We start from the raw sequence: 24,736 nt of genomic DNA, 5'->3' as shown, positions 1-24,736 counted from the left end.
TCACGCCCCGCAGCTGACCTTGCCGCTGCCCAGCGTCTTCACCTCGCACTGCGGTTTGCCGAGGATCTTGATGTCGCCCGAGCCTGCAATGCTGAGCTTCGCGTGTTTGACGACATCGGTGGTGATATCGCCCGATCCCGCGATCTTGCCGGTGAGCGACTGGCACTTGAGGCCGGGGGCATCGATGTTGCCGGAACCGGCAATCGAGATTTCGGCTGCGCCGCATGTGCCGGTCATCGCCATGTCGCCCGACCCGGCGAGCGACACGTCGAGACGGTCCGCGGCGATCACGCCGACGTTGAGATCGCCCGAACCCGCGAGCGAGAGCTTGACGTCCTGCCCCTTCATCCGGTCGATCGCCACGTCACCCGATCCGGCAAGGCGCGCATTTCCGAGCGTATGCGTGGTGACGTAGATCGTCAGCACCTCGCCATCCTTCCACGAGAACCAGGTATCTGTCTTCTTCTCGCGGATGCGGAGCGTGCCGCTCGCGACCTCGACCTCCAGGCGATCGATCGATTTCTGATCCCCGACGGCACGGACGCTTGGCGCCTTGCCGGTGGCGACGATCACCTTGTGCGGCACTGAAACGGAAATGCCTTCAAACCCGGTAACCGTGTATTTCTGCTCGGCGGCAAAGGTCGGCGTGGCGAGCGCGAGAACGGGAAGAGCGACAAGAAGAGCGCGTTTCATGGGGGACGATCTCCAAACTGTGTTGTTGTAACAATACAGTGGGTGCACGTGTCTGTCGACCCTCAATAGAGGAACATCGGCATACCCTCGACGCTCTTCAGCCGCGCGCGATACTGATCGCGGTCGTAAAGCCGTTCGACGTCGACATGTTTCGCGCCCTGAAGCACGCTGTTCGCCGGGACGTGGCAATAGTTGCCGCTGGTCAGCGTCACCATGCGGCCGGTTTCGCGCCGTTCGATAAGCTGGACGGCAAGCGCACCGAAAGCGAGGCCGACCATGCGATCGAGCGCGTCGGGCTCGCCCGCGCGCATGAGATAGGCGAGCTCCTGAAGCACGGTGCCGCCGCCGCCTGCCATTTCGATGGCGCGGGCGATGCGGTGGCCGACGCCGACATCGTCGCGTGCCGTCGCCGAGCTGGACATGTCCGCTGCTGCCCCGCCGACGAGGCTTGCGCCTTCCGAGACCACGAGAACCGCGTAGTTCGCGGGATTGGTCGCCTTATCGCGCGCGAGCAGCGGCAGCAGCGCATCAAGGTCGGCAGGAACTTCCGCGATCACCGTGCGATCGACCTGCGCGAGGAAGCCCGAAAGGAGCGCCGTTTCGCCCGACCGGCGGCCGAAGAGTTCGACGACGGCGATGCGCTCATGACTTTCGGTGGTCGTGCGCAGCGCATTGATCGCCGCGACCGAGCGCGTCACGGCGGTCGAGAAGCCGATGCAATAGTCGGTGCCGTTCACGTCGTTGTCCATCGTCTTGGGGATGGAGATGACCGGAACGCCGAGGCTGTCGAGATGGGCGGAAAAGCGCAGCGTGCCGTCGCCGCCGAGCGTGATCATCACGTCAATGCCGAGGCGTTCGAGTACGCGGATCACATGCGGCGTCCGGTCTCCGCCGTTCGCTGTGCGCGGATCGCAGCGCGAGGTGTGGAGGGTGGTGCCACCGAGCCGATCAAGCCCGCGTACCCGCTCTCGATCGAGCGCGACCGTGTTCGCCGCGATCGAGGCAGGATCGTCGGGATCGATGTCGAGCAGCCCCTGCCAGCCCCGCCGAAAGCCCACGACGTCCCACCCGCGGTCGTCTGCCGACAGGGCGACGGCACGGATACAGGGGTTGAGGCCGGGGACATCCCCGCCGCCCGTCAGAATGCCGAGGCGCATCATCTTCTCCTGCTTTGCCGGGACTATGCCGCCCGTGGTTGAGGGCGTCGAGGGTGCGGCCGGTACTGTCGTGATTTTTTACACTGCCGTATCGCCACAGCGTCCACCATCCGAAATTCCCAGAAAATCGAATAGCTTAGTGGTTAACGTCGTTTCATGCGCGCGCTGTTTCCCCGTTGGAGGCCCTGATATCCGCGGGAAGAGCGTTGGCCATTCTTACATTTACGCGCCGTGCCCCTTGGGTCGAAGCGTTTTCGTTTTGGAAAAATACGACTTTCCGGCGATTTGGTGCGATTTTCGCGTTCTGGCATAGGGCTTGCAGATGGGTCGGTGAACAGATTTTGTCAGGAGTAAGTAGAGTGAATTCAGCGTTTCTCACCAAGGCCCTGCCGGCTGCCGCGCTCGTCGCCGCCACGGCTTTCGCAACGTCCGCACAGGCCGTCGTGGTGAACGAATGGAGCTATGATGTCTCCGCTTCGTTCACGTCGGCGACGCCCGATCTCGGAACGCCCGGCGGTTTCATCTCGGGCCCGCTCCAGATTTCGTGGGGTCGCCCGACCGGCACGGTTTCGCCCGGCGGTGGCCGCAGCGCGCTGACGATCGGCGCAACGCCTGCACTCGGCACCGTGTTCACGAACGGCGCCGACGCCGCAGCGAACAGCCTGACCCACTCGAACAACGTCATCAACGACCGTTCGGGCGAAAACTGGCAGCGTCTCGATGCCGCTTCGCTGAAGATCGACGTTGCCCTGAACTCGGTCGATCCGGTGATCGGTGCCGTCGATCCGTTCATGCTGTCGTTCGTCATCGATTTCCTCGAGACGAACAACAATCCGGACAACCCCGGCCCCGATATCTGCGCCGACGGCGCGCGCGAGGACTCGCAGGGCCCCGGCTGCCGCGACATCTTCGTGATCTCGGCCGGTAGCCTGACGCAGTATTTCGAGCTCGACGGCGAAACCTACAAGTTCTCGTTCTTCGACCTCGGCGGTGCGATCGGCACGCTTTCCGACGACGCCTGCGCGGCCGTCGGCCAAGCTTCGGGCTGCGTCGGTTTCCTGACCCGCGAGGAACTGGAAAACGTCGTGAACTTCGGGTTCAACATCACCCATGTGCCGGAGCCGGCCGCGCTTGCGCTCTTCGGCCTTGGCCTTGCCGGTCTTGGTCTGGCGCGTCGCCGCCGCAAGGCCTGAACCAAAAGCACAAACAGGAAGGCGCTGATGGGAGACCATCTGCGCCTTTCTTTTTTGGAGAACAGCCGCCCGTTCAGATCAGCGCGGCGATGTTGGGCTCTCCGGGAGAGACACGCAGCCGGTGGCCGATGACCGGCGTTTCCATCAGCGGTTCGAGCCCGGTGTGCATCTGCGCGAGGAAGCGTTCGCCGCTATCGAGGCGCCCGATGATGATCGCGAACTTCGGGGCGCCCTTGTGATGCACGACCGTGAACGTCTCCAGCCGTCCCTCGCCCGCGGGCGTTTCCGTGAACGGGGGTGAGGCCATGGCATCGATCGCAGCCTGATACGACGCGGGATCGCTGCGCCCGTTGTAGCCCGGCGTTGTCGAATAGACGCCGAAGCTGTGTTTCGTCAGGAAGCCGCCATTGGCGAATACGAAGCCCCATGCGCCGGCATCGTCCCGGCAGTGCTCCACCACTTCCGCAATCGCGTGCAGCGAATAGGCGTTGCCGGGGCCGCCGAAGTAGGGGAGACCGCCGGTGAGCGTCAGGCTGGCCGGGTCCTCGGTCGGCAGGCCGATCATCGCGGCGGCAATTTCCACCGCCACGGGGAAGCAACTGTAGAGATCGATGTAGCTGAGGTCGCCGGGTGTGATGCCCGCCTGCGCCAACGCATGCGCCGCGCCGATGTAGATGGCGGGCGATGTGGCGTAGTCGACGCGCTCGCTTACGAGGATTTTCTCATGCGTGTCCGCCGAGCCGTGCAGATAGACACGGTGCGCGGCAGGTATGCCGAGCCGGTCTGCCGCCTCGGTCGACATCATGAGCACCGCCGCCGCCTGATCGACGAACATATTGGCGCAGAGGCGCTTGGTGTAGGGGTAAGCGATGATGCGGTTGTCTTCGCCGGGCTCGACGAGTGCCTCCGCCGCATAGGCCTTGCGGATCTGCGCGAACGGGTTCTCCGCAGCGACCGCGCTGAACGGCGCCATCAGGTGGCCGATTTCGGCGCGGTGCTGCAGCGGCGACCAGCCCATCGCGCCGCCGAACGCGTTCTCGAACAGCGGATAGACGCTGGTGGGCAGGGCGATGCCATGGCGGATTTCGTGGCCGCTCGCGTAGCGGGTTTCCTCGCCATAAGACGCCGGATCGGACGGTGCGTCCTCGCTCCAGTCCAGCTTGAGACCGGCCTTTTCGGCGTGCGCCTGCGTCCGCAATGCCTCGCCGCCGACGATGAGCGCGACGTCGCCTTCGCCGTTCGCGATGCGCTCGGCGAGCATGTTCACGAACATCTGCGGCGTGTTTCCGCCGACGGGGCCGTAGATGAGCTGGCGCGGATGCGCGCCGATGCGGCGGGCGACTGCATGCGGCAGGTTGCGACAGTTGCCAAAGGGGGAAGGAAACGCGCCGCCGGAATCGGCGAACAGCCGGACGGCGGCGAGCGTGTCGATCGCGCCCGCCGCATCCGCGCCGCTGTCCGCAATCGCGCTGCGCGCCGCCTCCGCAAGCAGGTCCGCCGGCGATAGCCCCCGGGCCGGATCGTCTTCCCGGCCGACGTACTGGCCGACGCCGACGAGGACAGGCGTGCGCGGCCCGGCGGACATCAGCGTATGCCCGGCACTTCGGTGCTGGGTGCCTCGCCGCCCGCGCTGTTGCCCGCGTATTTCTTGTATTCGAGAAGGGCGATGGCGCGGTTGTGCACCTCATCCGGCCCGTCCGCGAGGCGCAGCGTGCGGATGCCCGCGTAAGAGCTCGCAAGCCCGAAATCCTGGCTGACGCCGCCGCCGCCGTGCGCCTGGATGGCATCGTCGATGATCTTCAGCGCCATGCGCGGCGCGGCGACCTTGATCATCGCGATCTCGAGCCGTGCCGCCTTGTTGCCGACGCGATCCATCATGTCCGCGGCCTTGAGGCAGAGAAGGCGTGTCATCTCGATGTCGGTGCGCGCTTCGGCGACGCGCTGTTCCCAGACGCTGTGCTCGGAGATGCGCTTGCCGAAGGCTTCGCGTGTCAAAAGGCGGCGGGCCATGCGCTCCAGCGCGCGCTCGGCGGCGCCGATCGTGCGCATGCAGTGGTGGATGCGGCCCGGCCCGAGACGGCCCTGCGCGATCTCGAAACCGCGCCCCTCGCCGAGCAGGATGCTGTCTGCGGGTACGCGCACGTCGTCGAGAAAAACCTCGGCGTGGCCGTGCGGTGCGTCGTCGTAACCGAACACGTTCAGCATCCGCTCGATCTTGATGCCGGGCGCGTCCATCGGCACGAGAATCTGCGACTGCTGCAGGTGCTTCGGGGCGGACGTGTCGGTCTTGCCCATCACGATCGCGACCTTGCAGCGCGGATCGCCGACGCCGGAGGACCACCATTTGCGGCCGCTGACGACATAATGGTCGCCGTCGCGGCGGATGCGCGTCTCGATGTTCGTTGCATCGGACGAGGCGACCGCGGGCTCGGTCATCAGGAAGGCGGAGCGGATTTCGCCGTTCATCAGCGGCCGCAGCCATTTTTCTTGCTGGTCTCGCGTGCCGTAACGCATCAGCACTTCCATGTTGCCCGTGTCGGGCGCGGAGCAGTTGAACACCTCCGACGACCAGAGGGCGCGGCCCATCTCTTCGGCGAGCGGCGCGTATTCGAGGTTGGTGAGCGTCGTGCCCTCGAAGGCGAATTCGCTGACCGGCTTGCCGCCGTGGCTGGGCGGCATGAACATGTTCCAGAGGCCCGCCGCGCGCGCCTTCGGCTTCAGTTCCTCGATCACGGGCAGCACCTTCCAGCGCTCGCCCGAGGCGACCTCGTCGGCGTACCGCTGCTCGTTGGGGTAGATGTGTTCGTCCATGAACGCGCGGACGCGGTCGATCATCTCGCGGGTTTTCGGGGAATATTCGAAGTTCATGGCGCCGTTCCTTCGTCTGTCGTTTCCCGTCTATCCATAAACCCGAAGCGCCCGCTGTCACTTCCGAAGGATGATAGGCGAGGCGTGCGTAAATGGGGATCACTCGACACGGGCGGCAGGCTGCACTACCAATAGGCTCACAGTCGCGCGTGGAGGGGTCGCCCGACAAACTGAAGACAAGGATACAATGAATCGAGTGCGCCTGGGCCTCACCGGCCTTGCTTTGGTGTTTTTGCTGGTCATGGCGGCGGCGATCCTGCTGCGCCCGCCGGCTGAACCCGAGCCGAAAGCGAAGGAAGATCCGCTCGCGACGCTGGGCGTGGCGCCGGGCGCCGACAAGAATTCCGAGCCGGCACCTGAGCAGCCGCCTTCGGTGCTGCAAACGCCCCCGCTCGATACGCCGGAGCCGCTGACCGACCCTCTCGTGATCGACGAGAGCAAGGATTTGACCGAAATCTGACGGCGACTCACCGCCGCATTTCACACACCGACTTATCCACAGGCCTGCACGCAACCGCGCGCGGGCCTGTCTGCCATTGTTTCACCTGCGTAAACCCACGCGATTCAGCGAAAATCCACGCGAAAAACATCCAATCCCATAAATTCCCATTGAAACCCATGAAATACCCATGATACTCCGTTTTCCACAGGGGAGCGGGGATTCAGCCCTCGGTACTGGCCTAACGCGTTAGCCTTTCGGGTTTCGCGGCCGGGGATTGCGTTACCCGCTGATTGGAAGCCGCGCGTGAAACGGGATTTGTTCAAGGGATTTGCGATCAACGCAGTCGACGCCAAAGGGCGACTGTCGATCCCTGCTGGCTACCGTTCCACGATCGAAGCGCGCTCCGCCGTGAAGGAAGTCACCCTGTCCCTGCGGTTCGAGCCGAACCACATCCGTGCCTACGACGCCTACTACAACGACTTCATCTACCAGCAGATCGAGCGCCGTTTCACGCCGGAGCAGGAGGCGGAACGCGCCGTCGCCCTGCAGCGCGAATTCAGCTTCGTCGAACCGCTCCCCTACGATGCCAACGGGCGGATCGTGCTCCCCGCCGCCACCCGTGAGGCCGCCGGCATCGATCGGCTCGCCTGCTTCCTTGCGTTCGCCGACTATTTCGAGATTTGGGACCCGAAGGCGCTGCTCGCTTCCGACCGTGCCGACCCCGCCACGATTTTTCATGTCCGCAATCTCTTGAAAGAGCGCGGAGAGACGATATGACGGCGGCCCCTCATATCCCCGTTCTCCTTGAAGCAGTGCTCGCCGGTATTTCCCCCACCTCTGGTGCAAGCGTCGTCGACGGCACGTTCGGTGCCGGCGGCTACACGCGCGCGGTGCTCGCAGCGGGCGCCGGGCACGTCTATGCATTCGATCGCGATCCTACCGCCATTGCCGCTGGCGAGGCGTTGGCCGGCGCGAATCCGGACCGGCTGACATTGATCCACGAGCGCTTCTCGCTGATGGACCGCGCGCTCGAGGCGCGCGGCGTTTCGACCGTGGATGCGATCATGCTCGATATCGGGGTCTCCTCGATGCAGATCGATCAGGCGGCGCGCGGCTTTTCGTTCCAGGCCGACGGCCCGCTCGACATGCGCATGTCGAGCGAGGGGCCGAGTGCTGCCGATCTCGTGAACACGATGGACGAAACGGCGCTTGCCGATCTCCTCTACCGCTATGGCGAGGAGCCGCGTTCCCGCCGCGTTGCGAGCCACATCGTCGCCGCGCGGCCGATTGCGCGCACCGGTGAACTCGCCGCGATTGTCCGCAAGGCGCTTGGCCACCGGCCGGGTGCGCCCAAGGACCCGGCGACACGCACGTTCCAGGCGCTGCGGATCGCGGTGAATGACGAACTCGGTGAACTCGATGCTGGTCTCCGCGCGGCTGAACGCCTGCTGCGCCCCGGCGGGCGGCTCGCCGTGGTGAGTTTCCACAGTCTTGAGGACAGGGCGGTGAAGCGCTTCCTGCGCACGCGCAGCGGGGGTGACCCGCAGGGCTCGCGGCACCTGCCCGAGGCGCGGATCGGGGGGTCCGCGCCGACATTCGAGGCGGCGAAAGCCGTTCGCCCAAATGCAGCGGAAATCGCCGCGAACCCGCGCGCCCGCTCGGCCACACTTCGTATCGGCACGCGCACCGATGCCCCCGCATGGAAGGATGACGCATGATCCGCTCGCTTGGCTCCGCCGGTCTTGCCCTCGTGACGCTGGCAGCGGGCCTCGGCCTCTATCTCGTCAGCTACAGCGTGGGCGCAGAGCGCAGCGGCATCGCGAAGCTGGAACGGCAGATCGCCACCGACCGCCGGGATATCCGCGCGCTGGAAGCGGAACTCCGCGTTCGCTCCAACCTGCCGCAGCTCGAACGCTGGAATGCGTCAGCGCTGGCGCTCGGCGCGCCGAAATCGGGGCAGATTCTGGAAAGCGAAGTGCAGCTCGCCAGCCTCGTGCGCCCGCATCAGCCGGATGCGATGCCAGCGGACGTGCGTCTTGCCAGTGTCGAACTGCCGGCGCCTGCCGAGCGTGAAGTGCGCGTCGCGTCGGTGGACCCGGCGCCCCGGGCCAAGCTTCCCGTACTGCGTGAACGCGCGGAACCGGGTCTGTTCTCCGCGGGCTTCGTGGCCGAGATCGATGCGGCTGCGGACGATGAGCGCGCGTCGCTGACGCGCGTGTCGCTGCGGTGAGCCCGGCCGCACAGCGCCAGCTTCGAATCCAGCTTGCCGGAAAGCGGCAGGCGCAGCTTGCGCGGTCGCGGCAACGGCTAATGATCGGAATCATGCTGTTCACCGCGTTGGTGGGCATCATCGGGCTCCGCCTTGGCGAGCTTTCCCTCACCGGATCGAGCGCGGTTGCGGCGACGCGGCAGATCGCGTTCGCGCCACCGCGCGCCGACATCGTCGATCGCAACGGCGCCGACCTTGCCACCACATTCGATGCCTTCGCGCTCGCCGTGCGCCCACACGAGGTCGTCGGCGATCCTGAAGTGCTGGCGCGCCGGCTCGCGAAAATCCTCGGCCGCCCGAGCGCGCTGCCGATCTACAAGGAACTCACCCACCACGGGAAATACCGCTACATCCAGCGGCGGATTCTTCCTGCTGAGGCAAAAGCGATCAACGCGATCGGTGAGCCGGGGCTGGTGCTGGAGCGCGAGCAGGAACGCATCTACCCCAACCAGTTCCTTGCCGCGCACGTCATCGGCTACACCAATGTCGACGGGGTCGGGCAGGCGGGCATGGAGCGCGCCTATCAGGACCGGCTCACCGATCCCGAGATGCGCGACAAGCCGCTCGAACTCGCCATCGACGCGCGCGTGCAGCACGCAGTGGAGAGCGAGCTTCAAACGGCGATGACGAAGCACAGCGCCATCGGCGCTTCGGGCATCGTGATGGACGTGCATACGGGCGAGGTGCTTGCGCTCGCCTCGCTGCCTGAACTCAATCCGAACAAGGCTGGCGCCGTCAGCCCCGACGCGATCTTCAACCGCGCGACCCTCGGCGTTTATGAACTCGGATCGACCTTCAAGGCGCTGACCATGGGCATGGCGCTTGATAGCGGCGTCATCACCTCGATGTCGCAGCAGTATGACGCGACGCATCCGCTGCAGATGGGCCGCTTCCGTATTCGCGACGACCATCCCAAGGCGCGCTGGCTGACGATCCCCGAGATCTTCATGTACTCGTCGAACATCGGCACGGCGCAGATCGCGCAGCAGATCGGATCGGCGCGGCAGCAGGAATTCCTGAAGAAGCTCGGCTTCATGGCGCCCGCCGAGATCGAACTCAAGGAGCGTGGGCGCACGCTCTATCCGGCTCAATGGGGCGAACTCGCCACGATGACCGTAAGCTACGGCCACGGCATCGCGGTCACGCCCCTCCATCTTGCCAGTGCCTATGCGGCACTCGTCAACGGCGGCGTCTGGAGGCCCGCCACGCTTCTGAAGGTTCAAGGCGGAGGGGTCGGGAAGGGCCGCCGTGTCTTCAGCGAAGAAGCGTCGCGGACAATGCGGGCAATGCTGCGTCTCGTGGTGACGCATGGCACTGGCAAGCAGGCCGAAGCACAGGGGTATCGCGTGGGCGGCAAGACCGGCACGGCCGAGAAGCCCGATGGCGGCCGCTACAACCGCAACGCGATGGTGACGACGTTCGCGGGGGCGTTCCCGATGGACGATCCGAAATATGTCGTGATCGCCATGCTCGACGAGCCCAAGGGCACCAAGGAAACCTATGGCTTCCGCGGCGCGGGTTGGAATTCGGCACCTGTTGTTTCAAAGGTCGTCAGCCGTATCGCGCCCGTCCTCGGTGTCGCGCCGAGCGATGTGCGCGATGTCGATCTCAACCCCCTCCTGGCCTATGTCCAGGGCAAGCAGCCGACCGGATAGGGAATGCGCCTCAAGGATCTCGTGGACAGCGGCAACGAAGCAACCGTCACCGGCTTTGCGATCGATCACCGGAAGGTCGCGCCCGGCACGATCTTCGGCGCCTTCTCCGGCACGCGCTTCAACGGCGAGGATTTTATTGCCGAGGCGGTGAAGTTCGGCGCGGTGGCGGTGGTCGCCCGGCCCGAGGCGAAGGTCGAGGGCGCGCTGCATATTGCCGACGCCGAACCACGCCGGCGCTTTGCCGCGCTGGCGGCGAAATTCTTTGCGCCGTTCCCGGCGACGACGGTCGCGGTGACGGGCACCAACGGCAAGACCTCCACGGCGGAACTGACGCGCCAGCTTTGGCGCATGGCGGGGCATGTGTCCGCATCGATCGGTACGCTTGGCGTGACCACGGCTGACGAGCAGATCTCGACCGGCCTCACGACGCCCGATGTGGTGACGTTCCTGTCGAACATGGCGGGGCTGGCGCGCGAGGGCGTGACGCACGCGAGCTTCGAGGCGTCGAGTCATGGGCTTGCGCAGTATCGTACCGAGGGGCTGCCGGTGCGCGCCGGTGCGTTCACCAATCTCAGCCGCGACCATCTCGATTATCACGAGACGATGGAGGCCTATCTCGAGGCCAAGCTGCGGCTGTTCACCGAGGTGACGGACGGCGATGGCACGGCGGTGATCTGGGCCGACGATACGGTCTCCGATCAGGTGATCGCGACGGCGCAGGCGCGCGGGTTGAAAGTGTTGACCGTGGGCACGAAGGGCGAGGCACTGCGGCTCGTCTCGCGGACACCGAACCAGCTTGGCCAGACGCTGATGATCGCGGCGAACGGGGCCGAGAAGAAGGTCGAGCTGCCGCTGATCGGCGCTTATCAGGCGGCGAATGCGCTCGTTGCTGCGGGGCTGGTGATCGCGACGGGTGGCGATGTTGCGACGACGCTTGGGCACCTCTCGCGGCTCGTGCCCGTGCGCGGCCGGCTGGAGCGTGCGGCGCTGACGCGCGCTGGTGCGCCGATCTATGTCGACTATGCGCACACGCCGGATGCGATCCGCGCCGCGATCGAGGCGCTCAGACCGCACGCGAAGGATCGGCTGCACATCGTGTTCGGTGCGGGCGGCGACCGCGACAAGGGCAAGCGGCCCGAGATGGGCAAGGTCGCGACCGACCTTGCCGACGTCGTTTACGTGACCGACGACAATCCGCGCTCCGAAGACCCGGCGACGATCCGCGCCGAGATCATGGCGGCGGCGCCGGGCGCGACCGAGATCGGCGACCGGCGCAGTGCGATTGCGGCGGCGATCGCGGCGGCGGGCGCGGGCGACATCGTGCTCATCGCGGGCAAGGGACACGAGCAGGGGCAGATCGTGGGAGATCGCATTCTGCCGTTCGACGATGTGACGGTCGCGCGCGAGTGCGCCGCATGAGCTTGTGGACGGCGGCCGAAATCGCGGGCGCCACCGGCGGAACCCCGAGCGGCGACTTCGTTGCCGAGGGGGTGACGTTCGATTCGCGCGAAATCATCGGCGGCGAACTGTTCATCGCGATGAAGGGTGAGGCGACCGACGGGCATCGTTTCATCGAAGGCGCGCATGAAAAAGGCGCGGCTGGTTTCCTCGTCAGCGATGATTGCGCGTACCCGCACGTGCGCGTCGCCGACAGTTTCGAGGGTCTGCAGGCGCTGGGTGGCGCGGGACGCGAACGGGTGGGCGCTTGCGTTGTCGGCGTGACCGGCAGCGTGGGCAAGACGAGCGTGAAGGAAGCGCTGCGTCATGCCTTTCAGGAAATCGAGCCCGAACACACGCACTGGTCGGTGAAGAGTTACAACAACCACACCGGCGTGCCGCTGAGCCTCGCGCGGATGCCGAGGGACACGCGGCTTGCGGTGTTCGAAATGGGCATGAACCACACGGGCGAACTCGCCGCGCTCACGCGCCTCGTGCGCCCGCACGTCGCCGTTGTGACGTGGGTCACCTCCGCGCACCTCGCGTTCTTCGCTAACGAGGAGGCGATTGCGGACGCCAAGGGCGAAATCTTCGAGGGGCTTGAGCCGGGCGGGGTTGCCGTTCTGCCGTTCGACAGCCCGCACCACGCCCGCCTGCGTGCGAAGGCGGAACGGCACGCTGCGCGTGTCCTCAGCTTCGGCAGCGGCGCGGGCGCGGATGTCCGCGCGGTTCAGTCGGCGAGCGACGCGGGCGGATCGACCGTGATCGCGGATGTCGATGGAAACCGCGTCGCATACCGAATCCCGCTGCCCGGCGCGCACTGGATCGCGAACAGCCTCGCCGTGCTCGCCGCGGCGCACGCGGCGGGCGTCGATCTCGCGGCTGCCGCGCTCGGCCTCTCGCAGATGCAGGGCCTTGAAGGGCGCGGCGCGCAGTACCGGATTTCCGCGAAGAACGGCGAGGCGCTGCTGATCGACGAGAGCTACAACGCCAATCCCGCATCGATGGCGGCTTCGCTCGCCGTGCTCGGCGCCGCAAAAGCCTCGCGCCGTATTGCCGTGCTGGGGCCGATGCGCGAACTCGGCGATGCGAGCGAACGGCTGCACGCCGATCTCGCGCCGCACGTGAGCGCGGCGAAAGTCGACGTTGCGGTTCTGGTCGGCGACGAAACATTGCCGCTGGAGGGTGCCCTCCCTCGCGGAATCGCGGTGGTTCGCGTAAGTGACGCCGCCGGTGCCCGCGCGGCGCTTTCGGACATCATCGCCGCCGGCGACGCCATCCTGCTCAAGGCATCGAACAGTGTCGGGCTCGGGCGGGTCGCGGGCGCGCTGCGGGGGATCAACTGATATGCTCTACATTCTCGCAGAAGCGCTCGACTTCCCCGGCATCCTGAACCTGTTCCGCTACATCACGTTCCGGTCCGGCGCGGCGGTGATCACAGCGCTCGCCATCGGCCTCATCATCGGGCCGCGCATGATCGACTGGCTGCGGCTGAAACAGGGCAAGGGCCAGCCGATCCGCGAGGATGGACCGGCGAGCCACCTGCTCACCAAGCGCGGCACGCCGACGATGGGCGGGCTGATGATTCTGATTTCGCTGACGATTTCGACGCTGCTTTGGATGAACCTGGAAAATCCATACGTCTGGGCGTGTCTGTTCGTGACTCTGGGCTTCGGCGCGATCGGCTTTTCGGACGATTATTCGAAGGTTTCGAAAGGTAGCCACAAGGGCGTTTCCGGGCGCACGCGGCTGCTTCTGGAATTCATCATCGCGGGCATCGCCTGCTGGGCGATCACAGATGTGACCGATACGCGGCTGTTCTTCCCGTTCACAAACTTCGGACTTAACCTCGGGCCGTTCTACATCCTGTTCGCCGCATTCATCGTCACCGGCTTCGGCAATGCGGTGAACCTGACCGACGGGCTCGACGGGCTGGCGACGATGCCGGTGATCATCGCGGCGCTCACCTTTGCGCTCATCGCCTATCTCGTCGGCAATATCCGGTTTTCGGATTATCTCGGCATCGTGTTCGTGAACGGCGCGGGCGATCTTACCGTGTTCCTCGGCGCGCTGATCGGCGCCTGCCTCGCCTTCCTCTGGTACAACGCGCCGCCCGCCGCCGTGTTCATGGGCGACACCGGCAGCCTCGCGCTCGGCGGGGCCTTGGGGTCGGTTGCGGTCGTCACGAATCACGAAATCGTGCTGATCCTCGTCGGCGGTCTTTTCGTGCTGGAAACCGTCTCGGTGATCGTGCAGGTGGCGAGCTTCAAGCTCACCGGTAAACGCGTCTTCAAGATGGCTCCCATCCACCACCATTTCGAACAGCTCGGCTGGCCCGAATCGACCGTGGTCATCCGCTTCTGGATCGTTTCCATCGTGCTGGCGCTGGCCGGCCTCGCCACGCTGAAACTCAGATGATCACCGCGCGCGCCTTCGCGACCCGGCACTACGCCGTCTTCGGCCTCGCCCGTACCGGGCAGAGCGTCGTCGCGTCGTTGCGGGCGGCGGGCGCGACGGTGACGGCGTGGGACGACGATGCAAGCAAGCGTGCGGCGCTGCCCGATGGTGTGCGGGTCGCCGATCTGAACACGGCGGACCTTTCCGCGTTCGACGGCATCGTCGTGTCGCCGGGCGTCCCGCTTAACACGCACCCGCTCGCCGCGCGCGCCGCTGCCGCAGGCGTGCCCGTGCTGGGCGACATCGAACTCTTTGCCCATGCGCGCGCCGAGCTGCCGCCGCACAAGATCGTCGGCATCACCGGCACCAACGGCAAATCGACGACGACTGCACTCATCCACCATATCCTCGCGCACGCGGGGGTTCCCGCGACGATGGGCGGCAATATCGGCCTACCGATCCTCTCGCAGGATGCCCTGCCGGAAGGCGGCGTGTATGTGCTGGAGCTTTCGTCGTTCCAGATCGACCTGACGCAGAGCCTTGCCTGCGATGTCGCGATCCTCACCAACATCACGCCCGATCACCTCGACCGCTATGATGGCATGGCAGGCTATGCCGCGTCGAAGGAACGCCTGTTCGACATGCAGGATGAGGGCGCCACCGCCATCTTCATGTCGGACGACGATTACACGGCCGCCATCGCGAAGGGGCGCGGCGGCGTTCCGGTGTCATTCGGCGACGTTCTTCCCGAGGGCGTGTCGCTGGTGAACGGCGCGGCGTATATCGACGGCGAACTGCTCGGCTATCAGGCGGACTGGCCATCGCTCGCCGGGCCGCACAATGCGCAGAACGCGGTCGCGGCCATTGCGGCGACGCGCGCGCTTGGCCTCGGACCTGCTGCGATCAAGGCCGGTCTTGAAACCTATCCGGGCCTCGCGCACCGCATGGAGCGCGTCGCGGAAATCGGCGGTGTTCTTTACGTCAACGACAGCAAGGCGACGAACCCGACCTCGACCGCGCCAGCGCTTGCCGCTTACCCCGCGATCCACTGGATCGTGGGCGGCAAGCGCAAGACCGACGAGCTCGATGCGTGCCTGCCGTATCTTGATCATGTCCGCGCCGCCTATGTGATCGGCGATGCCGAAGCGGTCTACGCGCATCTACTCGGCGCCTATGTGCCGGTGATCCGGGCAGGCACGGTGGAGCGCGCCACGCAGCTTGCGGCGGGCGCCGCGAAGCCGGGCGAGGTCGTGCTGCTGTCTCCCGCCTGCGCATCATACGACCAGTTCCGCGATTTCGAGCAGCGCGGCGACGTCTTCAAGGCGGCCGTGCAGGAGCTCGGCGCATGAGCACGCCTCTCGGCCGCGCGGACAAGACACTTCTCGGCCGCTGGTTCTGGACCATCGACCGGCCGCTGCTCGCGCTCGTGCTCGTGCTGATCGGCATCGGGCTCATTGCTGTCGCGGCCGCGTCTCCTGCGGCGGCGCATCGCTATTCGGGCGGCAGCGTGAAGCTCGACGACATGTATTATTTCAAGCGGCAGCTCTTCTGGATTCTGCTCGGCGTGCCGCTGATGCTCGGCGTTTCGATGCTGACGATTCCGTGGGCGAAGCGGCTGTCGCTGATCGGCACGCTGGTGTTCATCGTCGCGCTTGCCGCAGTGCCGTTCTTCGGTGCGGAAGCGAACGGCGCCGTGCGCTGGCTGGCGCTCGGCGGATTCCAGCTCCAACCCTCTGAATTTCTGAAACCGTTGTTTGCCGTGACAAGCGCCTGGCTGCTCGCCTCGCGCTTCGATGACGGCGACGTGCCCGCGCTCCGCGTCTCATGCGGGCTGCTCGTGTTCGTCGTCGCGATGCTGGTGATGCAGCCCGATATCGGCCAGTCGGCGCTGTTTGTCGGCGTCTGGCTCGTGCAGGCCGTGCTTGCGGGCATGAGCTTCGCCATTCTCGGCATCGTGATCGCGGCGGGCGTTGCGGCGCTCGTCGTCGCCTATCTGTTCGTGCCGCACGTGACGAGCCGCATCGACCGCTTCCTCACCGGCGACGGCGATACCTACCAGATCGACAAGGCGCTCGATGGCTTCCGCGCGGGTGGGTTGTTCGGGGCGGGGCCGGGCGAAGGACAGAACAAGTTCTCCCTGCCCGAGCCGCACACCGACTACATCTTCTCCGTGATCGGCGAGGAATTCGGCGCAATCGCCTGCGCTGCCATCGCCATATTGTTCCTCGCCATGATCGTGCGCGTGCTGCTTCAGCTTCTCGAAGAGGAGGATCCGTTTGTGTTCCTCGGCGCGGCGGGGCTCATCACGCAGATCGGCGGGCAGGCGATGATCAACATCGGTGTGAACCTGAACCTGCTGCCGTCCAAGGGTATGACGTTGCCGTTCATCAGCCACGGCGGATCGTCGTTCCTTGCGCTTTCGATGGGCATGGGGCTGCTGCTCGCGCTGACGCGGCGCAATCGCTTCCTCAAATCCTCGCCCTATGTGCCGCGAGGGCGCACGGCATGAGCGGGCGGCACTTCTACGTCGCGGCGGGCGGCACCGGCGGGCACATGATGCCTGCGCACGCGCTTGCCGAAGAGCTGATCGCGCGCGGCCACACCGTGTCGCTGATCACCGACGAGCGCGGCGCGCGGCTGGAGGGCATCCTGACCAAAGGCCCGCGTCATGTGATCGAGGCGTCGACGCTGGGCAAGAATCCGCTGAAGTGGCTGGGTGCGTGGCTGAAGATCCGCGCTGGGCGCAAGACGGTCCTGCGGCTGATCGCCGAGGACTCGCCCGCTGCGGTGATCGGCTTCGGCGGCTATCCCGTGCTGCCCGCGATGCTTGCCGCGCAGAAGGCGGGCGTGCCGACGATCATCCACGAGCAGAACGCCGTGCTCGGGCGCGTCAACCGGCTCGTCGCGCGGAAGGCGGACGTGATCGCGACCTCGTTTCCCGATACCGAGCGCGTGAAGCCGGAGCTTGCCGACAAGGTCGCGCTCGTCGGCAATCCGGTGCGCGATGCGATCGCGGAGATCGGCAAAGAGGCGTATCCGGCGCTGGAGACGGACGGCATCTTCCATGTGCTCGTCACAGGCGGCAGCCTTGGCGCGAGCATCTTCGGGGAGGTGGTGCCGCCGGGGCTGGGGCAGCTCGATGCGAGTCTGCGGCACCGCCTGCAGGTGATGCAGCAGTGCCGCGCCGAAGATATCGAGCAGGTGCGGAGCGAATACCGGCGGCTCGAAATCCCCGCCGACCTTTCCACCTTCATTGACGACATGCCGTCTGCGATGGCGTGGGCGCATCTCGTGATCGCGCGCGCGGGTGCTTCTACGGTGAGCGAGCTTTGCGCGGCCGGGCGCCCGGCGATCCTCGTGCCGCTGCCGATCGCGACCGACGATCATCAGGCCGCGAATACGCGGGAAGTCGTCGCGGCGGGCGGCGCGCGCACGATGCGGCAGAAGGGCTTCAAGCCCGCCGAACTCGCGCGGCAGATAGAGGCGATGGCACTGCAGCCGGGCGCACTCGCCAATGCCGCGCGGCGCGCCTTGTCGGTCGGTCGGCCGAACGCATCGCGGGCGCTCGCCGACCTTGCCCTGCGGCTTGCCGGTGTGCCATTGGCTCTCGAAACCCCAGAGATCGGAGCCAGCGCATGACGGGTATCGCCCGCGATATCGGAACGATTCACTTCGTCGGCATCGGCGGCATCGGCATGTCCGGCATCGCCGAGCTGATGCACAACCTCGGCTACAAGGTGCAGGGCAGCGACATTGCCGAAGGCTATGTGATCGAGGGGCTGCGGAAGAAGGGCATCGCCGTTCATATCGGCCACAAGGCCGAGAACCTTGGCGACTCCGCAGTGGTGGTGACATCGACGGCGATCCGGCGCGGCAATCCTGAGGTCGATCTCGCGCTCGAAAAGCGGATTCCCGTGGTGCGGCGCGCGGAGATGCTCGCGGAACTGATGCGCCTCAAGTCCACGGTCGCAGTGGCGGGCACGCATGGGAAGACGACGACGACCTCGATGGTCGCGGCGCTGCTCGACGCGGGCGGGCTCGATCCCACGGTGGTGAACGGCGGCATCATCAACAGCTACGGCTCCAACGCGCGCCTCGGCACCAGCGACTGGATGGTCGTGGAGGCAGACGAGAGCGACGGTAGCTTCCTGCGCCTGCCGCCGACGTTCGCGATCGTCACCAACATCGATCCCGAGCACCTCGACCACTATGGCAGCTTCGACCAGATCAAGCAGGCGTTCGTCGATTTCGTCGAGCACGTGCCGTTCTACGGTGCGGCGATCCTGTGCATCGATCACCCGGAGGTGCAGGCGATCCTGCCGCGCGTGCGCGACCGGCGCGTCGTCTCCTACGGCTTCTCGGCGCAGGCCGACGTGCGCGGCGAGAACGTGACGCCGGTGCCGGGCGGCAACCGCTTCGACGTGCTCATCACCGACCGCGACGGCAACCAGCGCCGCATCGACGGGCTCGAACTGCCGATGCCGGGACGGCACAACGTGCAGAACGCGCTTTCGGCGGTGGCCGTGGCGCTTGAGCTGCGCATCGACGACGCGGCGATCAAGGCGGGCTTTGCCGCGTTCGGCGGCGTGAAGCGGCGCTTCACCAAGGTCGGCGAAGTGGACGGCGCGGCGATCATCGACGACTACGGACACCATCCGGTCGAGATCAAGGCGGTGCTTGCTGCCGCGCGCGAAGGCGTGAAGGGGCGGGTGATCGCCGTGGTGCAGCCGCACCGTTTCACGCGCCTGCGCGACCTGATGGCCGAGTTCCAGACGGCCTTCAACGATGCCGATACGGTCTATGTCGCACCCGTTTATGCGGCGGGCGAGGCGCTGATCGATGGCGTGGACGCGGCGCATCTGCTTGCCGGTTTGAAGCGCTCCGGGCACCGCGATGCCTACACGGTCGAAGGCGCCGAAGATCTGGCAGCGAAGCTTGCGGCCACGATCCGCGAGGGCGACATGGTCGTCTGCCTCGGCGCGGGCGACATCACCAAGTGGGCGGCGGGACTTGCCGATGCGATCCGCCGCGAACGGGGAGCGGCGTGACGGCCGCCGCGGCCGTTCGCACGATCCCTGCCGCCGCGGGGCGGCTGACTCCGGACGCGCCGCTGGCGCCGCTCGTGTGGTTCAAGTCCGGCGGCAGCGCCGAATGGCTGTTCGAACCGAAGGATGCGGACGATTTGTCGTCGTTCCTTGCGACGCTTGCGCCGGACGTGCCTGTGATGGCGCTGGGGCTCGGCTCCAATCTCATCGTGCGCGATGGCGGCGTGCCCGGTGTCGTCGTGCGGCTCGGCAAGGCGTTTGCGGCGGTCGAGCGGCTCGATGAGGTGACACTGCGCTGCGGCGGTGGGGCATCCGGCATTCTGGTGTCTTCGACGGCGCGCGACGCAGGTATCGGCGGGCTGGAATTCCTGCGTTCGATTCCCGGCACGGTCGGCGGGTTCGTGCGTATGAACGGTGGCGCCTATGGGCGCGAGACGGCGGATATCCTCGTGGACTGCGAGGTGGTGCTGCGTTCGGGCGAACGGAAAGTCCTGAGCCGCGACGATCTCGGCTACACCTACCGCCACAGCGCGCTCCCTGAAGGCGCGGTGGTGATCGCCGCGACGTTTCGCGGACATCCCAACGATCCTGCCGCGATCAGCGCCGAGATGGACCGCATCGCGGAGGCGCGCGAGGCTTCGCAGCCGCTCAGAACCAAGACCGGTGGCTCGACCTTCAAGAACCCGGAAGGCGACAAAGCGTGGCGGCTCGTCGACGCGGCGGGTTGCCGGGGGCTGATGCGCGGCGGCGCGCAGGTCAGCGAGAAACACTGCAATTTCCTGATCAACACGGGCAGCGCCACCAGCGACGATATCGAAGCGCTCGGCGAGTATGTGCGCCGCCGCGTGCGCGAGACGCAGGGTGTTGAACTCGAATGGGAAATCCAGCGCGTGGGAGTGGCGAAATGAAGGTTGCGGTGCTGATGGGCGGCTGGTCGAACGAGCGCGAGGTCTCTCTGACCAGCGGCAAGGGAATCGCCGACGCGCTGAAGCGTTTGGGTCACGATGTTTACGCTGTTGACATGGGACGCGACGTTGCCGCAAAGCTGAGTGAAATCAAGCCTGACGTCGTGTTCAATGCACTGCATGGAACGCCCGGGGAAGACGGCACGGTTCAAGGAATGCTCGACGTGTTGGGGGTGAAATATACGCATTCGGGTCTGGCGACGTCGGTCATCGCGATCGATAAGGAGCTGACGAAGCGTATCCTCGTGCCCGCCGGCATCCGTATGCCTGAAGGTGTCGTTGTTGATTCCGCAAGCGTGCACGACCGCGATCCGTTGCCGCGGCCCTATGTGCTGAAGCCGGTGAACGAGGGTTCTTCGGTCGGTGTCGCGATCGTCACCGACGACAGCAACTATGGTCAGCCGATTGCCGCGGACGCACCGGGGCCGTGGACGCAGTTCGAAAAGCTGCTCGCCGAACCGTTCATTCCGGGCCGCGAACTCACCGTCGCCGTGATGGGTGACGAACCGCTCGCCGTGACCGAGCTGATCCCGACGCGCGGCTTCTACGACTACGATGCCAAGTACACCGACGGTCTCACCGTGCACCAATGCCCGGCGGAGATTCCTGAGGAGGTTGCCGCCGAGGCGATGGCGATGGCGCTGAAGGCGCACCGCGTGCTTGGCTGCAAGGGCGTCAGCCGCTCCGACTTCCGCTATGATGAAAGCCGTGGGCTCGCCGGCCTCTATCTGCTGGAGGTCAACACACAGCCGGGCATGACACCGCTCAGCCTCGTCCCCGAGCAGGCGAAGTATCGCGGCATCGATTACGACACGCTCGTCGGGCGCATATTGGAAGACGCGGCGTGAGCGAACGGATCACGCTCAAACGGGGCAAGCGCCCGCCGCCGCAAAGGGCCAAACCGCCCGCGCCGCGGGCGCGGGCGAAGGGTCCGAAATCGGGTCGGCTGATGGCGCCGGCGGTGTCTCTGGGCGCTGCCGGCATCGCGCTGTTTGCGGCCTGGCTCTACCAGCTTCCCGACAAGCTTTGGATGGCCGCCGCCGTGGGCGTCGCCGACGCAGGCTTCGAGGTGAAGAACGTCGAGGTCACCGGTCTCAAGACGATGAGCCGCCTGCCGGTCTATACGGCGGCGCTCGATGGGGCTTCGGATTCGATGCTGCTCGTCGATCTCGATGATGTGCGTGAACGGCTGCTGATGCTGCCGTGGGTGAAGGATGCGAGCGTCGGCCGCCGTCTTCCCGATACGCTCGCGATCAACATCACGGAACGCAGGCCCTACGCGATCTGGCAATATCGCGGCGAGCACCGGCTTGTGGATACCGAAGGCGCGGTGCTGCCCTCCGACAATATCACGCGCTACGCCAAGCTGCCGATCGTCGTCGGCAAGGGCGCAAATACAGAGGCTGCGAGCCTGATCGCGCTGCTCCACGATTATCCGGCGGCGGCGAAGCACGTGGCGGGCGCGGTGTGGATCGGCGAGCGGCGCTGGGATCTGAAACTGAAGTCGGGCGAAACGCTGGCGCTCCCCGACGATTACGCCGAAGCGCGCGCCGCGCTTGGAAATTTCGTGCGGATCGACCGCGATTCGGGGCTTGTCGACAAGGGCTTCAGCCGTTTCGACATGCGCCTCGCCGATCGGCTGACCGTGCGCATCTCGCAAAACGACAAGAAGCCCGCGGTCGCACAGCCAACCGCGCAACCAGCAGCAGGCGGAACGGAAATATGAGAGTGGGGCGGGGCACCGGCAACCGAGGCGAACGGACGATTGCGGCGCTCGACATCGGCTCGTCGAAGGTGGCGGCGCTCATTGCCGTCAGCGACGGTGAGAGCCCACCGCGCGTGATCGGCACCGGCCAGCGCGCGTGCACCGGGCTGCGGCAGGGCCTCGTTGCCGATCTTGAGCGCACCGAAAGCGCGATCCGCGCCGCGATGGAGCAGGCCGAGCGCAATGCCGGCGTCACGGTCGAGAACGTCGTCGTCAGCGTCTCTGCGGGTGGGCTCGACAGCGAGATCGTTTCGGTCGAGGTCGATATCGGCGGCCAGCGCATCGAGCGTGGCGACATCGATCACGTGCTTTCTGAAGGCCGGGCACAGCTCGACGCGGGCGGACGGACGATCCTGCACGCGCAGCCTGCACTCTACACGCTCGACGAGACGACGCGCGTGATGAACCCGCTCGGGCTCCATGCCGACCGCCTCGGCGTCGACATTCACATCATTACTGCGGACACGCCGCCGGTCAGGAACCTCGACCAGTGCGTGCGCACGGCGGACCTCGGCGTGCAGACGATCGTCGCCTCGCCGATCGCGGCGGGCCTCGCCTGCCTCGCCCCCGAGGAGCGCGAACTTGGCGTCGCGCTTGTTGAGATCGGCGCGGGCGTCACCAATGTTGCCGTCCACGTGCGCGGAATGCTCGTCGGCCTGTCGGTGATCCCGATGGGCTCCGAAGACATCACCGCCGACATCGCTTCCACCTTCTCCACCCGGCGCATCCATGCCGAGCGGCTGAAGACGCTGTACGGCTCGGCGACAACGAGCCCGCGCGACAATCACGACATGATCGAGATTCTTCCCATCTCGGAAGACGACGACATCGAGCCGACGCGCGTGCCGCGCGCGCAGATCGTTGCCGTGATTCGCGACCGGCTCGACATGCTGTTCTCCGACGTGGGGGAACGCCTCAACGAAATGGGCTTCAAGGGGCCGCGCGGACGTCAGATGGTGCTGACGGGCGGCGGTGCGGAACTCAAGTGCATCGCGGACTTCGCGCAGGGCCTGCTCGGGCGGCATTGCCGCGTTGGGCGTCCGCGCGGTCTTGTGGGCCTTCCCGAGGCGCAGATCGGCAGCGCATTTTCGACGCTCACGGGCCTCGCGCTCTATGGCGCGGAGGACCGTGAAGACCTCTGGGCGGGCAGCGTTCGGGACGGTGGGCAGATGCGGATGTCACGCTCGCCGTGGGGCCGGATGATCGAAGTGCTGAGGTCCAGCCTGTGATGACATACCAGATGTTGATTTTTTTTCGTCTTGGGGATTCACGCGGAATCGATCCTGTCGTAGTGTTTAACAAATGCGCTCTTGTGGGGGGCGCCGGCGCCGAAGGAGAGCATCATGAGTCTTGAGTTGCAACGTCCCGAACTCACCGAGCTGAAGCCGCGGATCACCGTGATCGGCGTCGGCGGCGCGGGCGGCAACGCAGTCGCGAACATGATCTCGTCGGGCCTCGAAGGCGTCGATTTCGTGGTGGCGAACACCGATGCGCAGGCGCTTTCGGCGGCAACGGCGGAAACCCGGCTCCAGCTCGGCCTCAAGATCACGCAGGGACTCGGCGCCGGTTCGCGTCCCGAGATCGGCCGCGCCGCGGCGGAAGAAACGCTCGGCGAGATCGAAACGGCGCTCGACGGCTCCCACATGTGCTTCATCACCGCCGGCATGGGCGGCGGCACTGGCACCGGCGCGGCGCCCGTCGTCGCCAAGGCGGCGCGTGAGCGCGGCATCCTCACGGTCGGCGTCGTCACCAAGCCGTTCGCGTTCGAAGGCGCGCGCCGGATGCGTTCGGCCGAAGAGGGCATCGCCGAGCTTCAGAAGCACGTCGATACGCTGATCATCATTCCGAACCAGAACCTGTTCCTGATCGCCAACGCCAACACGACCTTCAAGGACGCGTTCGCGATGGCCGACCAGGTGCTGCACCAGGGCGTGCGCGGCATCACCGACCTGATGATCATGCCCGGCCTCATCAACCTCGATTTCGCCGATATCCGCACGGTGATGAGCGAGATGGGCAAGGCGATGATGGGCACCGGCGAGGCCGAGGGCGAAAACCGCGCCATCGAAGCGGCGGAGAAGGCGATCGCCAATCCGCTGCTCGACGAGGTTTCGATGCGCGGTGCCAAGGGCGTCATCATCAACATCACCGGCGGCGAAGACCTTCGCCTGATGGAAGTCGATGAAGCCGCGAACCACATCCGCGAGATGGTCGACCCCGACGCCAACATCATCGTCGGCTCGGCGTTCAACGCGAACCTCGATGGCAAGATGCGCGTGTCGGTCGTCGCGACCGGTATCGATGCCACCGCCAAGGTTGCCGAGCCCGCGCGGCCGGCGACGACCGTCAGCGGTTTCGGTTCGGTCGCGGGCAGCTTTGCCCCAGCGGCGCCGATCGTCCGCCCGGTCGCGGCCGCTGCACCGGCGCCCGCGCCGCTGGCGCCCGAGGAACGGCAGATCGTGCTCGAGCCGCCGGTGACGGCGGAGGAGCCGGTGCTCGTCGCCGAGGCCGAGCCCGCCGAGGAAGCCCAGCCGGGCTTTTCGGACAATGTGATGCCGCTGCGTATGCCGGAGCCGGTGCGCGAAGCCGCGCCGGAGCCGGTGGCCGCCGAGGCGGCGCCCGCACCGATCAACGAGCCGGTCGAGCGCCCCTATGTGGCGCCGCGCGCCGCGCGCGAGGAACCGCGTCCGGGTCCGACGCTGTTCGAGCGTATGATGAACCTCAGCCGGGGTGCCGACAAGGCGCGCGCCGAGGAGCCGCAGCCCATTGCCGAGGAGCCGGCCGGGCAGGATCCGCTGGAAATCCCGCGGTTCTTCCGCCGTCAGGTCAACGACTGATCCCAGGAGCGGG

General features: G+C 66.3%; 22 protein-coding genes. 18 read left to right on the top strand and 4 right to left on the bottom strand.

All coding sequences use genetic code 11. The features are described from left to right. Both ACE3TJ_RS05135 and ACE3TJ_RS05130 read right to left on the bottom strand, forming a co-directional pair. Positions 1-693, bottom strand: a complete 693-nt coding sequence (locus ACE3TJ_RS05135; protein ID WP_374594516.1) for a head GIN domain-containing protein — start codon at positions 691-693, stop codon at positions 1-3. A 62-nt stretch (positions 694-755) separates the two neighbouring features. After that, on the bottom strand, positions 756-1,850 hold the full coding sequence (locus ACE3TJ_RS05130) for a 6-phosphofructokinase (RefSeq protein WP_374594514.1): 1,095 nt from the start codon (positions 1,848-1,850) through the stop codon (positions 756-758). Between the two features lie 359 nt (positions 1,851-2,209). Here ACE3TJ_RS05130 and ACE3TJ_RS05125 point away from each other — a divergent pair, with 359 nt between their 5' ends. Then, on the top strand, positions 2,210-3,043 hold the full coding sequence (locus tag ACE3TJ_RS05125) for a THxN family PEP-CTERM protein (RefSeq protein ID WP_374594512.1): 834 nt from the start codon (positions 2,210-2,212) through the stop codon (positions 3,041-3,043). Positions 3,044-3,116: 73 nt separating this feature from the next. Here ACE3TJ_RS05125 and ACE3TJ_RS05120 read toward each other — a convergent pair whose 3' ends face one another. Then, the gene (locus ACE3TJ_RS05120) at positions 3,117-4,628 is read right to left on the bottom strand and encodes an acetyl-CoA acetyltransferase (RefSeq protein WP_374594510.1); all 1,512 of its coding nucleotides are present in this window, start codon (positions 4,626-4,628) and stop codon (positions 3,117-3,119) included. Continuing rightward, positions 4,628-5,911, bottom strand: a complete 1,284-nt coding sequence (locus ACE3TJ_RS05115) for an acyl-CoA dehydrogenase family protein (protein ID WP_374594508.1) — start codon at positions 5,909-5,911, stop codon at positions 4,628-4,630. The genes ACE3TJ_RS05120 and ACE3TJ_RS05115 overlap by 1 nt, the downstream gene beginning before the upstream one ends. A 196-nt stretch (positions 5,912-6,107) precedes the next feature. Here ACE3TJ_RS05115 and ACE3TJ_RS05110 point away from each other — a divergent pair, with 196 nt between their 5' ends. From ACE3TJ_RS05110 to ftsZ, 17 genes are all read left to right on the top strand, one after another. Beyond that, positions 6,108-6,371, top strand: a complete 264-nt coding sequence (locus ACE3TJ_RS05110) for a hypothetical protein (RefSeq protein WP_374594506.1) — start codon at positions 6,108-6,110, stop codon at positions 6,369-6,371. Between the two features lie 285 nt (positions 6,372-6,656). Next, a complete protein-coding gene (locus ACE3TJ_RS05105; protein ID WP_374594504.1) occupies positions 6,657-7,130 on the top strand; it encodes a division/cell wall cluster transcriptional repressor MraZ in 474 nt (157 codons plus the stop codon). Continuing rightward, on the top strand, positions 7,127-8,071 hold the full coding sequence (rsmH, locus tag ACE3TJ_RS05100; protein ID WP_374594502.1) for a 16S rRNA (cytosine(1402)-N(4))-methyltransferase RsmH: 945 nt from the start codon (positions 7,127-7,129) through the stop codon (positions 8,069-8,071). The genes ACE3TJ_RS05105 and rsmH overlap by 4 nt, the downstream gene beginning before the upstream one ends. Continuing rightward, complete coding sequence (locus ACE3TJ_RS05095; protein WP_374594500.1) at positions 8,068-8,583, top strand: hypothetical protein; 516 nt, start codon at positions 8,068-8,070, stop codon at positions 8,581-8,583. Before rsmH ends, ACE3TJ_RS05095 begins: the two co-directional genes overlap by 4 nt. Positions 8,584-8,663: 80 nt before the next feature. After that, positions 8,664-10,277, top strand: a complete 1,614-nt coding sequence (locus ACE3TJ_RS05090; RefSeq protein WP_374594498.1) for a peptidoglycan D,D-transpeptidase FtsI family protein — start codon at positions 8,664-8,666, stop codon at positions 10,275-10,277. Between the two features lie 3 nt (positions 10,278-10,280). Beyond that, positions 10,281-11,696, top strand: a complete 1,416-nt coding sequence (locus tag ACE3TJ_RS05085; RefSeq protein WP_374594496.1) for a UDP-N-acetylmuramoyl-L-alanyl-D-glutamate--2,6-diaminopimelate ligase — start codon at positions 10,281-10,283, stop codon at positions 11,694-11,696. Then, on the top strand, positions 11,693-13,060 hold the full coding sequence (gene murF, locus ACE3TJ_RS05080) for a UDP-N-acetylmuramoyl-tripeptide--D-alanyl-D-alanine ligase (protein WP_374594494.1): 1,368 nt from the start codon (positions 11,693-11,695) through the stop codon (positions 13,058-13,060). Before ACE3TJ_RS05085 ends, murF begins: the two co-directional genes overlap by 4 nt. 1 nt (position 13,061) lies before the next feature. Continuing rightward, entirely contained in the window at positions 13,062-14,132 is a 1,071-nt protein-coding gene (gene mraY / locus ACE3TJ_RS05075) for a phospho-N-acetylmuramoyl-pentapeptide-transferase (protein ID WP_374594492.1), read from the top strand. Continuing rightward, on the top strand, positions 14,129-15,460 hold the full coding sequence (murD, locus tag ACE3TJ_RS05070; protein ID WP_374594490.1) for a UDP-N-acetylmuramoyl-L-alanine--D-glutamate ligase: 1,332 nt from the start codon (positions 14,129-14,131) through the stop codon (positions 15,458-15,460). The genes mraY and murD overlap by 4 nt, the downstream gene beginning before the upstream one ends. Then, complete coding sequence (locus tag ACE3TJ_RS05065) at positions 15,457-16,620, top strand: FtsW/RodA/SpoVE family cell cycle protein (RefSeq protein WP_374594488.1); 1,164 nt, start codon at positions 15,457-15,459, stop codon at positions 16,618-16,620. The genes murD and ACE3TJ_RS05065 overlap by 4 nt, the downstream gene beginning before the upstream one ends. Then, positions 16,617-17,750, top strand: coding sequence for an undecaprenyldiphospho-muramoylpentapeptide beta-N-acetylglucosaminyltransferase (murG, locus tag ACE3TJ_RS05060; protein ID WP_374594486.1), 1,134 nt, complete (start codon positions 16,617-16,619; stop codon positions 17,748-17,750). Before ACE3TJ_RS05065 ends, murG begins: the two co-directional genes overlap by 4 nt. Beyond that, complete coding sequence (gene murC / locus ACE3TJ_RS05055; RefSeq protein WP_374594484.1) at positions 17,747-19,159, top strand: UDP-N-acetylmuramate--L-alanine ligase; 1,413 nt, start codon at positions 17,747-17,749, stop codon at positions 19,157-19,159. Before murG ends, murC begins: the two co-directional genes overlap by 4 nt. Further along, positions 19,156-20,064, top strand: a complete 909-nt coding sequence (gene murB / locus ACE3TJ_RS05050) for a UDP-N-acetylmuramate dehydrogenase (protein ID WP_374594482.1) — start codon at positions 19,156-19,158, stop codon at positions 20,062-20,064. Before murC ends, murB begins: the two co-directional genes overlap by 4 nt. Continuing rightward, a complete protein-coding gene (locus tag ACE3TJ_RS05045; RefSeq protein WP_374594480.1) occupies positions 20,061-20,969 on the top strand; it encodes a D-alanine--D-alanine ligase in 909 nt (302 codons plus the stop codon). Before murB ends, ACE3TJ_RS05045 begins: the two co-directional genes overlap by 4 nt. Continuing rightward, complete coding sequence (locus ACE3TJ_RS05040) at positions 20,966-21,847, top strand: cell division protein FtsQ/DivIB (protein WP_374594478.1); 882 nt, start codon at positions 20,966-20,968, stop codon at positions 21,845-21,847. The genes ACE3TJ_RS05045 and ACE3TJ_RS05040 overlap by 4 nt, the downstream gene beginning before the upstream one ends. A 2-nt stretch (positions 21,848-21,849) precedes the next feature. Then, complete coding sequence (gene ftsA / locus ACE3TJ_RS05035; RefSeq protein ID WP_374594476.1) at positions 21,850-23,115, top strand: cell division protein FtsA; 1,266 nt, start codon at positions 21,850-21,852, stop codon at positions 23,113-23,115. 114 nt (positions 23,116-23,229) lie between these two features. After that, the gene (gene ftsZ / locus ACE3TJ_RS05030) at positions 23,230-24,723 is read left to right on the top strand and encodes a cell division protein FtsZ (RefSeq protein ID WP_374594474.1); all 1,494 of its coding nucleotides are present in this window, start codon (positions 23,230-23,232) and stop codon (positions 24,721-24,723) included. Positions 24,724-24,736: the final 13 nt, after the last annotated feature.

The sequence above is a fragment of the Sphingosinicella sp. genome (assembly GCF_041916975.1).
In the GTDB taxonomy this organism is placed as follows: Bacteria; Pseudomonadota; Alphaproteobacteria; order Sphingomonadales; family Sphingomonadaceae; genus Sphingosinicella.
The sequence above is the reverse complement of the archived record's forward strand: the minus strand, read 5'-3'. Positions and strand labels throughout refer to the sequence as shown.